The 13,925-nt window shown below is 62.4% G+C and carries 13 protein-coding genes; 10 read left to right on the top strand and 3 right to left on the bottom strand.

What is annotated here, in order from left to right:
- Position 1 precedes the first annotated feature (1 nt).
- Positions 2-541 carry a peptide deformylase gene (gene def, locus K0H47_RS12665; RefSeq protein ID WP_003213049.1) on the top strand — a complete coding sequence of 180 codons (540 nt, stop codon included), beginning with the start codon at positions 2-4 and terminating at the stop codon, positions 539-541.
- A 124-nt stretch (positions 542-665) separates the two neighbouring features.
- Here the strand turns inward: def and K0H47_RS12660 are convergent, their stop codons facing one another.
- Together K0H47_RS12660 and K0H47_RS12655 are read right to left on the bottom strand one after the other, a co-directional pair.
- On the bottom strand, positions 666-1,490 hold the full coding sequence (locus K0H47_RS12660) for a class I SAM-dependent methyltransferase (RefSeq protein WP_219272818.1): 825 nt from the start codon (positions 1,488-1,490) through the stop codon (positions 666-668).
- 60 nt (positions 1,491-1,550) lie between these two features.
- On the bottom strand, positions 1,551-1,988 hold the full coding sequence (locus K0H47_RS12655) for a GNAT family N-acetyltransferase (RefSeq protein WP_063027719.1): 438 nt from the start codon (positions 1,986-1,988) through the stop codon (positions 1,551-1,553).
- A 334-nt stretch (positions 1,989-2,322) separates the two neighbouring features.
- Here K0H47_RS12655 and K0H47_RS12650 point away from each other — a divergent pair, with 334 nt between their 5' ends.
- From K0H47_RS12650 to K0H47_RS12610, 9 genes are all read left to right on the top strand, one after another.
- Positions 2,323-3,264: a fatty acid desaturase gene (locus K0H47_RS12650; protein WP_219272816.1), complete on the top strand. Its 942-nt coding sequence runs from the start codon at positions 2,323-2,325 to the stop codon at positions 3,262-3,264.
- A gap of 9 nt (positions 3,265-3,273) precedes the next feature.
- On the top strand, positions 3,274-4,053 hold the full coding sequence (locus K0H47_RS12645; protein WP_219272815.1) for a phosphate/phosphite/phosphonate ABC transporter substrate-binding protein: 780 nt from the start codon (positions 3,274-3,276) through the stop codon (positions 4,051-4,053).
- 217 nt (positions 4,054-4,270) lie between these two features.
- A complete protein-coding gene (locus tag K0H47_RS12640) occupies positions 4,271-4,780 on the top strand; it encodes a sigma-70 family RNA polymerase sigma factor (protein ID WP_003213062.1) in 510 nt (169 codons plus the stop codon).
- Positions 4,777-5,712 carry a FecR domain-containing protein gene (locus tag K0H47_RS12635; RefSeq protein WP_093206896.1) on the top strand — a complete coding sequence of 312 codons (936 nt, stop codon included), beginning with the start codon at positions 4,777-4,779 and terminating at the stop codon, positions 5,710-5,712. The genes K0H47_RS12640 and K0H47_RS12635 overlap by 4 nt, the downstream gene beginning before the upstream one ends.
- Before the next feature lie 253 nt (positions 5,713-5,965).
- A complete protein-coding gene (locus K0H47_RS12630) occupies positions 5,966-8,605 on the top strand; it encodes a TonB-dependent receptor (RefSeq protein WP_063033911.1) in 2,640 nt (879 codons plus the stop codon).
- A 165-nt stretch (positions 8,606-8,770) separates the two neighbouring features.
- Positions 8,771-9,784 (top strand): ABC transporter substrate-binding protein, encoded by a 1,014-nt coding sequence (locus K0H47_RS12625; protein WP_219272813.1) that lies wholly within the window; start codon positions 8,771-8,773, stop codon positions 9,782-9,784.
- Positions 9,784-10,710, top strand: coding sequence for an aliphatic sulfonate ABC transporter substrate-binding protein (locus tag K0H47_RS12620; RefSeq protein ID WP_219272811.1), 927 nt, complete (start codon positions 9,784-9,786; stop codon positions 10,708-10,710). The genes K0H47_RS12625 and K0H47_RS12620 overlap by 1 nt, the downstream gene beginning before the upstream one ends.
- A gap of 65 nt (positions 10,711-10,775) precedes the next feature.
- Entirely contained in the window at positions 10,776-11,780 is a 1,005-nt protein-coding gene (locus K0H47_RS12615) for an ornithine cyclodeaminase family protein (RefSeq protein WP_219272810.1), read from the top strand.
- A complete protein-coding gene (locus K0H47_RS12610) occupies positions 11,777-13,171 on the top strand; it encodes an aromatic amino acid lyase (RefSeq protein ID WP_219272808.1) in 1,395 nt (464 codons plus the stop codon). Before K0H47_RS12615 ends, K0H47_RS12610 begins: the two co-directional genes overlap by 4 nt.
- Positions 13,172-13,278: 107 nt before the next feature.
- Here the strand turns inward: K0H47_RS12610 and gstA are convergent, their stop codons facing one another.
- A complete protein-coding gene (gene gstA / locus K0H47_RS12605; RefSeq protein WP_219272807.1) occupies positions 13,279-13,881 on the bottom strand; it encodes a glutathione transferase GstA in 603 nt (200 codons plus the stop codon).
- Positions 13,882-13,925 lie beyond the last annotated feature (44 nt).

The following is a 13,925-nucleotide window of genomic DNA, read 5'->3' as shown; positions in this document are numbered from 1 at the left end:
GATGATCCGTGAAATCCTGAAAATGGGCGATGAACGCCTGCTGCGTATTGCCCCGCCGGTTCCGCCGGAGATGTTCGACAGCCCCGAGCTGTGGCAGTTGATTGATGACATGTTCCAGACCATGGAACACGTCGGCGGCGTTGGCCTGGCCGCACCGCAGATTGGCGTGGACCTGCAACTGGTGATCTTCGGTTTCGAGAGCAGCGAACGCTACCCCGACGCGCCCGCCGTGCCCCAGACCATCCTGATCAACCCGCTGATCACGCCGCTCAGCCCGGTGCTGGAAGAGGGTTATGAAGGGTGCCTGTCGGTGCCTGGTTTGCGTGGGGCAGTGGACCGCTACCAGCAGATTCGCTACGAAGGGTTTGACCCCAAGGGCGAGCCGATTGTGCGGATCGCCGAAGGCTTTCACGCACGGGTGGTACAGCACGAGTGCGATCACCTGATCGGCCGGCTGTACCCGTCGCGGATTACCGATTTCAGCAAATTCGGGTTTATTGAAGTGATGTTCCCGGATATGGATCCGACGGCAGACGAATAACCCTCAGGCAAAACACACCTCAAACTGTGGGAGCTGGCTTGCCTGCGATAGCATCACCTCGGTTTAGCTGATACACCGAGGTGCCTGCATCGCAGGCAAGCCAGCTCCCACAATCAGGTCATGTTCATTCAGATTTTGCGGGCTTCACAAACCGCAACGTCATCCGGTCCGACTCACCAATCGCCACATACTTCGCCTTGTCCTTCTCCCCCAACGTCAACGCCGGCGGCAAGGTCCAGACCCCATCCGGGTAATCCTTGGTGTCTTTCGGGTTGGCATTCACCTCACTCTGTCCCTCAAGCTTGAACCCCACATCGGTCGCCAGTTTCACCACATACGCCGTGGTCAGGTAACCGCTGTGCTTGATGTCCTCCAGCGATGCCCCATCCTTGGCCCGGTGATCCACCACCCCCAGCACGCCACCCGGCTTCAACACCTTGAAGAACGCCTCGAACATCGCCGGCGCCGTATCCGCCATCACCCAGTTATGCACGTTGCGAAAAGTCAGCACGGTGTCCGCCGAGCCTGGAGTGCCCAGCACCGGCGCCTTGGGGTCGAACTCGGCAAAGCCTGCCTTGGAATAATGCACCGGGTCTGCGGCGAATTTCTTCTTCAGGTTTTCCTCTGACGTACGCGCATAGGCACTGCTATTCGGCGCCTGCACAGCGGCGATGTAATGGCCATTATCCTTGAGCAGCGGCGCCAGCACTTCGCTGTACCAGCCGGCACCCGGGGTGATTTCGATCAGGGTCTGGTTAGCCCGCAAGCCAAAGAATTCCAGGGTCTGTTGCGGGTGACGATAAACATCGCGCGCGCTGTTGGCCGGCAGGCGCCAACTGCCGGCGAGCACGCTTGCGTACTGCTCGGCGGAAACCGGCGCTTCGGCTGCCTGGCTCAAGGCCGGGGAGAGGAGGGCTGCAAGGGATAAGGCTGCAAGGGTCGCTTTCATGATCATCCTGTAATGGGCCGCTGGTGCCGCCGAGGCTAGCATGGGGCCCACAACGGCTGATCACACTTTATTGAAGGTCGACCTCACCAACGGTTCTAAGCCCATCGCAATCATTGGCTTGTTACGTTTGTAACGCACCAGGCGCTCGGACAGAGACTGCGGCAGCAACGTGTCCTGGGTAAAACCCAGGCGCTGGTAAAAACCTTCCAGGTCCGGATGGCACAGCAGCCACACCGTGCCTTCAACGCCGGCCACCGAGGCTCGAACCAATTGCGCCGCCAGCCCCTGGCCACGCATCGCCGGGTCGACAAACAGCCCGGTCAACCATTGCCCGCCCACCACCGGCGTCAGGCACAGCCCTGCGACGATCTCGCTACCTTTGGCCACCCACAACTGGCCGCCCTTGAGGGCCTTCATCGGTGAGTTATGGCTGCGGTAGAACTTGTTCAGCAGCGGCCACAGAGGCTCTGCCAGTCGGTCGATGTGCAACTCGGGCATGGTTTTCAAACACGCGAATTCAGGGGGCGAAGATTATAAGTCGGGCAAAGCGCCTTCTGTTGGGCAATCGGTGTTATACCCAGTGTTACATCCCCTGTAAGTGGAGCACGCATCATGGCCAAAGGTCTGAATTCCAAGAAAGCTGACAAGAAGAAACCGGCAAAGACCGCCGATGAAAAACGCGCCGAGAAAAAGGCCAAGAAAACCGACAGCAATCTGTTCGGTCATTAAGTTCTAAGCTAAGCACCAAACGATCTGCAAGATTTCCCCGCCTCATTGCACAGAGCAGGATGAAGCCGACTTTTTCGTCGGCCACGCCTGCCCTGAGCTGCCGATGTCCAACTACCTTGATGAAACCCACAGCCTCGAAATCGAAGCCCTGGCCCAGACCTTTACCGCTCGCACCGAGTGGCCGACCTGGCTGCTGTTGATCGGTGTGTATACCGGTTGGTTTACAGTGATGCTCGGCAGCCATTGGCTTGGCCTGTGGCTGAGTACCGCGCTGTTGATTCCGCTTGTGACGCTGTGGATGTCCCTGCAACACGAACTCCTGCACGGCCATCCCACCCGTTTCAATGCCCTGAACAAAGTCCTCGGCTACGCGCCGTTTGCCGTCTGGTACCCCTACACCCTGTACCGCAACTGCCACCTGGTGCACCACAACGACGAAGACTTGACGGTGCCGGGTGTCGATCCGGAAAGCCGCTACCTGAATCAATTGCAGTGGTCAGCGAGTTCACCCTTTGAGCGCACCCTGCATTGGCTGACCAAGACCGTCCTCGGGCGCTTCCTGCTGGGTTCGCCGCTGGCGCTGTGGAAACTGGCGCGCAACGAATTCAGGCGTCTGCGCCAAGGCCAGCGCCAAGCCTGGTTGATGTGGCTGAGCCATGGCACCGTGACCGTGCTGATGCTGACCTTCATTGCCCACTACAGCGTGTTGCCGGTGTGGCACTACGTGGTGCTGGTCAGCGTGCCGGCCTTGTCGGTGGCGGCGATCCGTTCCTACTATGAACACCGCCCGCACCCACAACCGGAACAGCGCACGGTGCTCAATGAAGCGGCCTGGCCGTGGACCTGGCTGTTCCTCAACAACAACCTGCACCTGGTGCATCACGATTTGCCGAAGTTGCCGTGGTACTTGCTGCCCACCGTCTATCGTGCGCGCCGGGAACAATGGGTGGCGCGCAGCGGCGGGTTCCTGGTGCAGGGTTACGGCCAGTTGATCGGCCGTCACGGGCTCAAGGCCATCGACAGTCCACGGCATCCCTTTGCTTGAGAGACGATCATGAGTGACCGCTACGCCGAACTGCTGATGTACGTGGCGCCACAAGAAGTGCAACAGGCCAATGAGCGCTGGCTTTCGCGCATCCTTGAACGCCTGGGCCTGACCCGCCGCAATGCCGAACATCTCGACCTGCGCAGCCTGTGGCGCGCCCCCGAATTGCTGCTGACGCAAACCTGCGGCTACCCGCTGATGACCGAGTTGCGCGGGCAAGTCCAGGTGATTGGCCGCCCGCGCTACGAACTGCCCCACAGCAGCGGCGGCCAGCATTGCAGCCTGCTGCTGACCCGCGACGACAATCCACGCACCGCCTTGGCCGACTTCCATAACAGCCGCGGCGTGATCAACGGCCATGACTCCAACAGCGGCATGAACCTGCTGCGTGAACGCCTGGCGCCGCTGCAGCAGGGCGGTCGGTTCTTTGCCGAAGTCGGTATCAGCGGCGCTCATCGCGAAAGCCTGCGCTGGCTGCGGGAAAACCGCGCCGACCTTGCCGCCATCGACAGCGTGACCTTCGACTACCTCGCGCGTTTTGCGCCGCAGGAAGTGGCCGGGCTGCGGATCGTCACCCGCAGTGCGCCCAGCCCGACGTTGCCGTACATCACCGCGCCGGGCTCAAGTGAACACCTGCGGGAAGCCATGAACCTGGCCTTGCAGGACCTGCCCGACGTGGTGCAAACCCTCGGCGTACACGAAGTGCTGCCCGCCAGCGAAGCGGATTACCAGGTGCTGCTGGATTACCGGCAACAGGCCGAAGCCCTGGGTTATCCACTCCTCCAATGATCGTTCCCACGCTCCGCGTGGGAATGCATCCTGTGACGCTCTGCGTCACGATTTCAAGCAGACGCGGAGCGTCCAAGGCGGCATTCCCACGCAGAGCGTGGGAATGATCGGTTATATAAAAATACCTTTTAAATATTATTAAAGAATAAGCAGCCTTGCTAGGATCGCTCCACCGGAACACCGGACATAACGCGCAACCTACTCAGATGGAGCCACTATGTCCGGCGCCGACACTTCTCACAGCGATTACGTGGGCGGATTATTCCGCAGTCATTACGACTGGCTGTGCGGCCGTTTGCACCGCCATCTCGATTCCCGTGCCCACGCCGAAGACATCGCCGCCGACACCTTCGTCCAACTGTTGAGTTCCCCGGGCGTGGCGCCGATCCGCCAGCCACGCGCCTTGCTCACCACCATCGCCCAACGCCTGATGTACCAGCTATGGCGCCGTCGAGACCTGGAGCGCGCTTACCTCGACGCCCTCGATCAGGACGAAACCTCGCCCGCGCCATCCCCGGAAGACCTCGCGCAAATGCTCGAAGCCCTGCAGGCCATCGACCAGTTGCTCGACGGCTTGCCGGCCAAGGTCAAGGCGACCTTCCTGTTGTCGCAACTCAACGGCCTGACCTACCCGGAAATCGCGGCCGAGCTGGGCATTTCCCAACGCTCGGTCAGCGACTACATGACCCGCGCCGTCAATCGCTGCCTGCGGCTGTGCCTGGAATGAGCGACGAACTGATCGACAGCGCCACTCGCTGGGTGGTGTTGCTGCGCTCCGGCGAGGCGAGTGCCACCGACTGGCAGCGTTACCACCAGTGGCGCGCCGCAGATCCGCGTCACGAAGCCTTGTGCCAACAACTGGAAACCCGCCTTGGTGTGTTTCAAATCCCGCAGGCCCAAGGCGTCAGCGGCAAGGTATTGCAGCAGGCACTGGACGCGCCTTCCAGCCGCCGCACCGTGTTGCGCGGCGCCCTGGTGGGCGCTGGCCTGATGCTGGGCGCCGGTTGGCTGGCCCGGCCGGTGGTGGAGGATTTGACTGCCGATATCCGCACCGGCACCGGCGAACGGCGCACTGTAGAGCTGGCCGATGGCAGCGAGTTACTGCTCAACGCCCGCAGTGCCGCCGATATTCAATTCGACCCACAACGCCGCGTGGTGCGCCTGCGCGACGGTGAGTTGCTGGCGAAGATCGCCAAGGACAGCCACCGGCCGTTTTTCATCCAGACTGACCAGGCCCGAGTGCGCGCCGATGGCAATCGCCTGCTGTTGCGTGAGCGCGAAGGGCAGGGCCACGTGGTTGCGCTCAACGGCGCCCTGGAGATCGACGGCCAGAACGGCGAACGCCTGCAGCTGGAGGCCGGGCACGAGGTCACTTACGACCGCTTCGGCTTCGGACCGGTGCTCGCCAGTTCCTCGGGCGCGACCGCCTGGATCGATGGCTTCCTGCAAGTGCGCGACCGCCCGCTGGTGGAGGTGATCGATGCACTGCGCCCGTATCACAACGGCGTGCTGCGCCTCGATCCGGCAGTAGCAGGGTTGCGGGTCAGCGGCCTGTACCGCCTCGACAATCCCGACCAGATCCTCGACACCCTGGCGCGCACCCTGCCGATCCACATCACCCGTCGGACCGGTTTGTGGGTGACCGTCAGTGCCACCTGAAAACGGGTCACCTCGGTCAAGGTGGGAGCTGGCTTGCCTGCGATGCGAGCATCTCGGCCTCTCAGATGTACCGCAGCGATCCCATCGCAGCCTCGCTAAAGCTCGACAGCTTCCACAGTTGACCGCGTCGTTTCCGAATGTCGGTTCTAACGACATAACCAAACGATCTGCAAGTTTTGCCCCGGCCATCCCACATCACTCCCGTAGGCGCTGCGGGGAGCAGCGCTCAGGAGTTTCCTTGGGGGGAGCCAACGTGAGCCCATTCAACCGTACACCGCTTCGAACCTTTGCCCTGGTGCCGTTGGCCAGTCTGTTCCTGTCTTTCGCTGCCAGCGCCGAAGACGCGCGACAGGTCTACCACATCGCGCCCGGCCCGCTGGACGAAGTGCTGCTGAACATCAGCCGCCAGAGCGGCCAAGTGATTTCCTTCACGCCGCAGCTGGGCAACTATTCCTCGGCCAGGGTCGACGGTTCACTGTCGGCGCAACAGGCCGTAGACGCCGCACTCAAGGGCACCGGCCTGCAAGTCCAGGTCAGCCCGGACGGTGCCTTCATCATCAAGGAAGGCGCCAAAGCCGCGCCCGCCAGCAACAGCATCAAGGCGCAAACCGCCGAAGCCCAGGCGCCGACCCTCGACCGCGTGGTCGCCATCGGTACCCGTCGCAGCGATGCCACGGCCCTGACCAGCAGCGCCCCGGTAGACGTGATCAACGCCGAAGAGCTCAAGCAAACCGGCGCCACCAGCCTTAACCAGGCGCTGTTCCAACTGCTGCCGTCGTTCAACTTTCCGCAGAACAACAGCGCCACCCGCGGCCAGGATCCGAAAGGCGCGTCCCTGCGCGGCTTGTCCCCGGACCAGACCCTGGTGCTGATCAACGGCAAGCGCCGGCACACCTCGGCGGTGGTGAACATTTCCGGCGGCGTGCCGTTCATTGGCGCGCAGCCGGTGGACCTGGACATGATCCCCATCAGCGCCATCGACCACGTCGAAGTGCTGCGCGATGGCGCCTCGGCGCAATACGGGTCTGACGCGGTGGCGGGGGTGGTCAACATCGTGCTCAAGGAGCGCGACAGCGGTGGCGGCATCAACACCCAACTGGGCAAATACGCCCAAGGCGACGGCTTCAGCAAAACCACCGATGGCTGGTACGGTATCGGCTTGCCAGGGGACGGTTTCCTGACCCTGAGCTTCAACACCCTGAACAACAAACCCGATGACATCGGCGACAAATACGTCGCCGATGGCCAGGTACAAGACCCGCGCTGGGGCGGTGCCGGGCGCGACAAATACAACCTGGCGGCCAACGCCGAGATCGGCCTGAATGACCAATGGCGTCTCTACAGCTTCGCCACCTTCGGCCAGGACACCTCGGTCAACAACACGCCGCCGCTACTGGCCAGCAGCCCTAACAACGTGGCCGGGATCTACCCCAACGGCACCATCCCGAAATACCGCTATCGCTATGAAGACGGCGCCGTCACCGTCGGCACCCGCTACGAAGACGAGAGCATCGGCCGCTTCGATTTGAGCGCCACCTATGGCCGCGACGAGCACGACGAACTGGCCTTCAACACCGTCAACCCGAGCTATGGACTCAACAGCCCGACCAAGTTCAACGTGGCCACGCTGGTCAACGACCAGACCAACATCACCCTGGATTACGCCAAGGATCTGAACGTCGACTGGTCGAGCCATCCCCTCACCGTGTCGGCGGGCGTTGCCTACCGGCATGAACAGTATCGGCTGGAGGCGGGCGACTACGATTCCTACTCCTACGGCGGCATCGACGGCGTGCAGGTTGGTGCGGTGCAGGCGTCGGGCCTGACCCCGGACGACGCCGGCACCTTCAAGCGTGATGTAGGTGGCGTGTACTTCGGCCTGGAAAACCAGGTCACCGACAAGCTCCAGGTGGGCATTGCCGGGCGTACCGAGCACTACTCGGACTTCGGCTCGGCCACCACCGGCAAGCTCTCGGCGCGCTATGACTTCACCCCGCAAGTCGGCCTGCGGGCCACGGTCAATAACGCCTACCACGCGCCGAGCCTGGGGCAGATCGGTACTTCCTGGACCACCACCACCAACCTCGACGCCAACGGCAACCCGGTGCTGACCCGCATGCTGCCCGCCGACAACCCGGCCGCCCGCGCCCTCGGTGCCCAGCCGCTGAAACCCGAGAAGTCCACCAACTATTCCCTGGGCCTGGTGCTGCGCCCAACCGAACAGGCCTCGCTGACCATCGATGCCTACCAGATCTCGATTCGTGACCGCCTGCTGTTCAGCGGCGGGATTTCCGGGCCACTGGCCGAGCAGATCCTCAAGGATGCCGGCTACGGCCAGTACTCCTGGGCGCAGTTCATGACTAACGCCGCCGACACCCGCACCCGTGGCGTCGACATCGTGGGCAAGTACAACCTGGACCTTGAGCAGTTCGGCAACCTGAACCTGTCGGCGGGCTACACCAAGGCCCGCACCACAATCGAAAAGGTCCACGAAAACCCCAATGGTTTCGAAGTGCTGACCCGCGAGTCCCGTGGCTTCCTGGAGCACGGTTACCCGGAAGACAAGCTGGTGTTTGGCGCGGTCCACAAGCTCAACCAATGGACCATCGCCCTCAACGAAACCCGTTACGGCAAGTACCGCAAATATGCCTCGAGCGAAGCCAACGCCCAGTACGACCAGACCTTCAGCGCGCAATGGACCACCGACCTGGACGTGAACTACGCCTTCACCAAACAACTGCGGGTGTCGGTGGGCGTCAACAACCTGTTCGACAGCAAGCCTGATGACTACAACACCCGTTTGCGCCAGACCCCGGGCCAGCAATACAGCTACCTGTCGCCGACGGCGCCGGAAGGAGCGTTTTACTACACGCGGCTCAGTTATGACTTTTAAACCCTGATCTAGAAAGGTGTGGAGATCAACTGTGGGAGCTGGCTTGCCTGCGATTGCATCACCTCGGTCTTCCTGAAAAACCGAGGTGTCTGCATCGCAGGCAAGCCAGCTCCCACACTGACACTGCCCACTCTGGATCTGTCTTGAATCTCCAAGAGGCTACTTATGAGAACACTCAAAAACCTGCTCGGTGGCTCGCTACTGGCGCTGACCGTCCTGGCACAGTCCGCCACAGCCGCCGAACCTGCCAAACCGATCCACTTTGGTGACATCACCTGGGAAAGCGGCAGCCTCATCACCGAAGTGCTGCGCCTGATCGTCGAGAAAGGCTACGGCCTGCCCACCGACACCTTGCCCGGCAGCACCGTGAGCCTGGAAGCCGCCCTGGCCAAGGACGATATCCAGGTGATCGGCGAAGAGTGGGCCGGGCGCAGTCCGGCGTGGGTCAAGGCCGAAAGCGAAGGCAAGGTGTTCGGCCTGGGCGATACCGTCAAAGGCGCCACCGAAGGCTGGTGGGTGCCGGAATACGTGATCAAGGGCGACGCCGAACGCGGCATTAAACCCCTGGCCCCGGAGCTTAAATCCGTCGCCGACCTGGCCCGCTACAAGGATGCGTTCCGCGACCCCGAAGACCCGACCCGCGGGCGCTTCCTCAACAGCCCCACCGGCTGGACCTCGGAGATCGTCAACAGCCAGAAACTCAAGGCCTACGGCCTGACCGACACCTTCGTCAACTTCCGCACCGGCTCCGGCGCGGCGCTGGATGCCGAGGTCGCTTCGTCGATCCGACGCGGCAAACCTGTGCTGTTCTACTACTGGTCGCCGACGCCGCTGTTGGGGCGCTTCAAGCTGATCAAACTGGAAGAGCCACCGTTCAACGCCGAAGCCTGGAAGACCCTGGCCGACGCCAACAACCCGCACCCCATCGGTACTCGCTCGATGCCAGCGCACCTGGCGATTGGCGTGTCGGCGCCGTTCAAGGCGCAGTACCCGCAACTGGTGACGTTCTTTGAAAAGGTCGACCTGCCGATTGACCTGCTCAACGGCATCCTCGCGCAAATGGCCGAGAAACGCACCGCGCCGCGCCAAGTGGCCGAAGCGTTCCTGAAAGAACAACCGCAGGTCTGGCAGCAATGGGTGCCGGCGGACGTCGCAGCCAAGGTCAAGGAGAGTCTCTGATGCACAAGCTCATCGCTGCCACACTGTTGGCGCTGTGCGCCGGGCCTCTGCTGGCGGCAGACCCGGCCACCCTGCGCGTCGGGTACCAGAAAAGCTCGGTGAGCATGGTGCTTGCCCGTGAGCATCACCTGTTCGAAGAAGGGCTGCCGGGCACCAAGGTCGAGTGGATCGAATTCCTCGGCGGCCCGCCGCTGATCGAAGCCTTGAACGGCGGCAGCATCGACATCGGCAATATCGGCGACATCCCGCCGATCTTCGCCCAGGCTGCCGGCATCGACATCCGCTACATCGGCGTCGAACCCAATGACGGGCGCACCGAAGCGATCCTGCTGCCCAAGGACAGCACCGTGCAAAGCGTGGCCGAACTCAAGGGCAAGCGCGTTGCGCTGCTCAAGGGTTCCAGCGCCCACAACCTGTTCCTCAAAAGCCTGCTGCGTGCGGGCTTGCAGTGGAAGGATGTGAACGTGGTGTACCTGTCGCCCTCCGACGGCCGTGCCGCGTTTGAACAAGGCAAGGTCGACGCCTGGGTCGTATGGGACCCGTACTACTCGGCGGCGGTGGTGGACGGTTCGGCGAAAGTGTTGGGGGATGGCCAGGGGCTGAACCCGGCGGGCAGTTTCTTCATCGCCAGCGGGCCGTTTGCCAAGCAGCACCCGCAGGCGATTGCTGCGATTCTCAAGGTGTTTGCCCAGGCGCAGCGGTTGTCCCTGGACCAGCACGACGAAAGCGTCGCGCTGATGGCCAAGACACTGGGCTTGCAGCTGGCGGTGGTGGAAAGCTACTTCCAGCATCGCTCGCCGACGCCGAGCCGGCCACTGAACGCGACGGACATCGCCACCCAACAAGGCACCGCCGACGCGTTTTTTGCCAATGGCCTGATCCCGAAAAAGGTCGATGTGCAGCAAGTTGTGTTCAAGGCCCCATAACAAGCTCCCTCGGCACATAAAAGCCTCTTCAGCGTCGACCTTCGTAACCCATCAGTGAGCAGACCATGCAACCGATCTACATCGACTTCCTTAACGGCCTGGACATCGACGAACTGGCCCTGACCAACGACGAAATCCTCGACGCCATCGAATCCAGCCTGGCGATCCAGGGCCGCAGCGAGGCGGTGATCGAGCCGCGCATGCACCTGATTCCCGGCGGTGAAATCAACGGCCACTTCAACGTGCTGCGCGGTGTATTGGGCGGCGCAATCGGCTACGCCGGGGTCAAGGTGGTGGGCGACTTTGTCGACAACTACCGCAAGGGCCTGCCCTCGGAACTGGCGATTCTCAACCTGCTGGACCCGGCCACTGGCATCCCCAAGGCTATCCTTGATGCCTCGGCGATCACCGACATGCGCACCGGCGCCGTCACTGCTATCGGCGCCAAATACCTGGCCCGGCCCGACAGTAAAATCCTCGCGCACATCGGCGCCCGTGGCACCGCGTATTGGAACGTGCGGCTGCTGGACCATCTGTTCGACTTCGAAGAAATCCGCGTGCACTCGCGGCGCAGCGAAAGCCGCGAAGCCTTCGCCGAGCGCCTGCGCCGGGACCTCGGCAAACCGGTGATTGTCACCGACGATTGGGAGTCTACGGTGCGCGGCGCCGACATCGTGGTGGAGGCGTCACGCCTGGATCAGCCGCAACCCTTGCTGCGTACCGAGTGGATCAAGCCCGGCGCCTTCGTCGTGCCTTACGGCACCATGAGCGCAGTGGAATTGTCCTTGACCGACATCATGCACAAACGGGTGGTGGACGATTGGGGCCAGTGCAAGGGCGGTATGTTTGGCGCATTGCGCGCCCATGTCGATGCCGGGAAACTCAGTGCCGAAACCTTGCATGCGGAGTTGGGGCAGATCGTCGCGGGGTTGAAGACCGGCCGCGAAACCCCCGAAGAAACCATCCTGTTCTGGCACCGTGGGTTGAGCCTGAGCGACATCGCCTTGGGCCACGCACTGCTGGAAAAATCCAAGCGCCTGGGCATCGGCCAGCGGTTGCGTTGGGCATGATTCACTTCGATCCCGATGGTTTGGCGATTGAGGATTTACTGTTGATTGCCCGGCAGGATGCACCGGCTGAATTCAGCGGTGCGGCCCGCCAGCGTATCGACGAAGGCCATCAACTGTTGCTGCGCCTGGTGGCTGAAGGCACGCCGATTTACGGGGTGACCACCGGCCTGGGTGCGGCGGTGGATACGCCGGTGTCGCCGGTGCAGGCAAACATTCCACTGGGGCGCGCAGTGGGCGTTGGGCGCCTGGCCAATCGACAGGAGTTACGCGCGATCACGGCAGCCCGGTTGGCCGGGTTGGCCCAGGGGCGCTCGGGCATTTCGCCAAGGGCGGCGCAGGCGCTGTTGGATTTGCTTAATAGCGGCCTCGAACCCGAGGTGCCGTTGCTCGGATCATTAGGCGAGAGCGACCTGGCGCCGTTGGCCCATTTGAGCCTGGCGCTGAACGTACCACTGACGGGCAAGGATGGCCTGGCGCTGGTGTCGGCCAACGCTGCGAGTATCGGCCTTGGGGCGTTGCTGGTGGCTGAAGCCGAACAGGCATTGCAGGCCGTGTTGGCGGGGCTGGCGTTGTCGTGTGAAGGCTATCGGGCCAACCTCAGTCCGTTCCAGCCGTGGGCTTCGCGGTTGCGTCCGGCGCCGGGGCAAAGCGGGCAATCAGCGGCGGTGCTGGAATTGCTGGCGGGCGGCGAATTGGCCGATAACCCGCGTCGGTTACAGGACCCGCTGAGCTTTCGCTGTGCCACGGTGATTCAAGGCGCGGCGCAACAGGCGGTGCAGGCGTTGCGCGAGTTGATCGAACTGGAACTGGCCAGCGGCGCGGACAATCCGGCGTTGATCAGCGAAGACGCGTTGGCGCTGGCCACGGCCAATTTCGACAGCACCCATCTCGCGCTGGCGGCCGAAGGCTTGGGCCTGGCGTTGAGCCGCGTGGCGGTGTGCAGCGCCGAGCGGATTGCCAAGTTGCTGTCGCCGGCCTCCAGTGAACTGCCACGCTTTTTGATCAAACAGCCCGGGCACGTAGGCATGGCCGCCTTGCAGCGCACCGGTTCGGCGTTGGTGGCGGAGATTGGGCATTTGGCCAATCCGATCCCGGCGGTGAGCGTGCCGGTGGCGGATCGCGTGGAAGATTATGCGGGGCAGGCGTTGGCGGTGGTCGAGAAAACCCGGCAGTTGGTGCAGCGCGTGGTGTGGCTGGGCAGCATTGAGCTGATCGTGGCGGCGCAGGCAGTGGACCTGCGCGGCACGGTTCAACTGGGGCGGGGCACCCGGCGTATTCATGAGGCAGTGCGCAGCCAGGTGGCACACCTCGATCAGGATCGATCGGGGTCGGTGGATGTGCTGGCGTTGGCTACATTCATCGAAAACGATGGCTTGAAACCCATTCTCTAAAACAATGGAGATCAAATGTGGGAGCTGGCTTGCCTGCGATAGCGGTATTGGATTCACCATCGCTATCGCAGGCAAGCCAGCTCCCACATTTTTGACTGCATTTCAGGTCATGGATTTTCAGCGGCCAGGGCGGCAATTACCGCCGGCCGCTCGCTGATCCGCTGCTGGAACTTCGCCAGCGCCGGCCATTGCTGCAAATCGATATCAAACAACCCCGCCCAGCGCAGCACCACAAACAGGTACGTATCCGCCACCGAATACTGCGCGCCCAGCAGGTAGTCCTGACGCTCCAGGGTCTGCACCAGAATCGCAAACCGCTTGAACAGTGTGGCCTTGAACAGCGCCTTCACCTCATCCGGAATCGCATCCTTGAACAACACCCCCAGCCCGCCATGAATCTCGCTGGAGACAAAGTTCAGCCACTCCTGCAAACGCACCCGCTCCCAACTGCCATTAGCCGGCGCCAGGCCCGCCGCAGGTACCCGGTCAGCCAGGTATTGCAGAATGGCGGCGCCTTCGGTCAGCACCTCGCCGTTGTCCAGTTGCAGCGCCGCCACGTAGCCCTTGGGGTTGATCTGCAGGAAATCATCACCGTCAGCGGTGAGCTTTTTCTGGTTGTCGACGCGAATCAATTCAAACGGTAGGGCCAGTTCCCGCAGCACGATATGGGACGCGAGGGAACAGGCATTCGGGGAAAAATACAGCTTCATCGGGGCAACTCCGCAGGACAGTTGCCTTCAGTCTCGTGGGCATG

This window comes from Pseudomonas sp. Xaverov 83 (genome assembly GCF_019352905.1).
GTDB lineage: Bacteria > Pseudomonadota > Gammaproteobacteria > Pseudomonadales > Pseudomonadaceae > Aquipseudomonas > Aquipseudomonas yamanorum.
This window is presented reverse-complemented; position numbering and strand designations above follow the sequence as displayed.

Excerpts from the sequence above, each read along its gene's own strand:
- def (WP_003213049.1), top strand. The coding sequence starts at position 2 with ATGATCCGTGAAATCCTGAAAATGGGCGATGAACGCCTGCTGCGTATT.
- K0H47_RS12660 (WP_219272818.1), bottom strand. The coding sequence starts at position 1,490 with ATGAAAGCGACCCTTGCAGCCTTATCCCTTGCAGCCCTCCTCTCCCCG.
- K0H47_RS12655 (WP_063027719.1), bottom strand. The coding sequence starts at position 1,988 with ATGCCCGAGTTGCACATCGACCGACTGGCAGAGCCTCTGTGGCCGCTG.
- K0H47_RS12650 (WP_219272816.1), top strand. The coding sequence starts at position 2,323 with ATGTCCAACTACCTTGATGAAACCCACAGCCTCGAAATCGAAGCCCTG.
- K0H47_RS12645 (WP_219272815.1), top strand. The coding sequence starts at position 3,274 with ATGAGTGACCGCTACGCCGAACTGCTGATGTACGTGGCGCCACAAGAA.
- K0H47_RS12640 (WP_003213062.1), top strand. The coding sequence starts at position 4,271 with ATGTCCGGCGCCGACACTTCTCACAGCGATTACGTGGGCGGATTATTC.
- K0H47_RS12635 (WP_093206896.1), top strand. The coding sequence starts at position 4,777 with ATGAGCGACGAACTGATCGACAGCGCCACTCGCTGGGTGGTGTTGCTG.
- K0H47_RS12625 (WP_219272813.1), top strand. The coding sequence starts at position 8,771 with ATGAGAACACTCAAAAACCTGCTCGGTGGCTCGCTACTGGCGCTGACC.
- K0H47_RS12620 (WP_219272811.1), top strand. The coding sequence starts at position 9,784 with ATGCACAAGCTCATCGCTGCCACACTGTTGGCGCTGTGCGCCGGGCCT.
- K0H47_RS12615 (WP_219272810.1), top strand. The coding sequence starts at position 10,776 with ATGCAACCGATCTACATCGACTTCCTTAACGGCCTGGACATCGACGAA.
- K0H47_RS12610 (WP_219272808.1), top strand. The coding sequence starts at position 11,777 with ATGATTCACTTCGATCCCGATGGTTTGGCGATTGAGGATTTACTGTTG.
- gstA (WP_219272807.1), bottom strand. The coding sequence starts at position 13,881 with ATGAAGCTGTATTTTTCCCCGAATGCCTGTTCCCTCGCGTCCCATATC.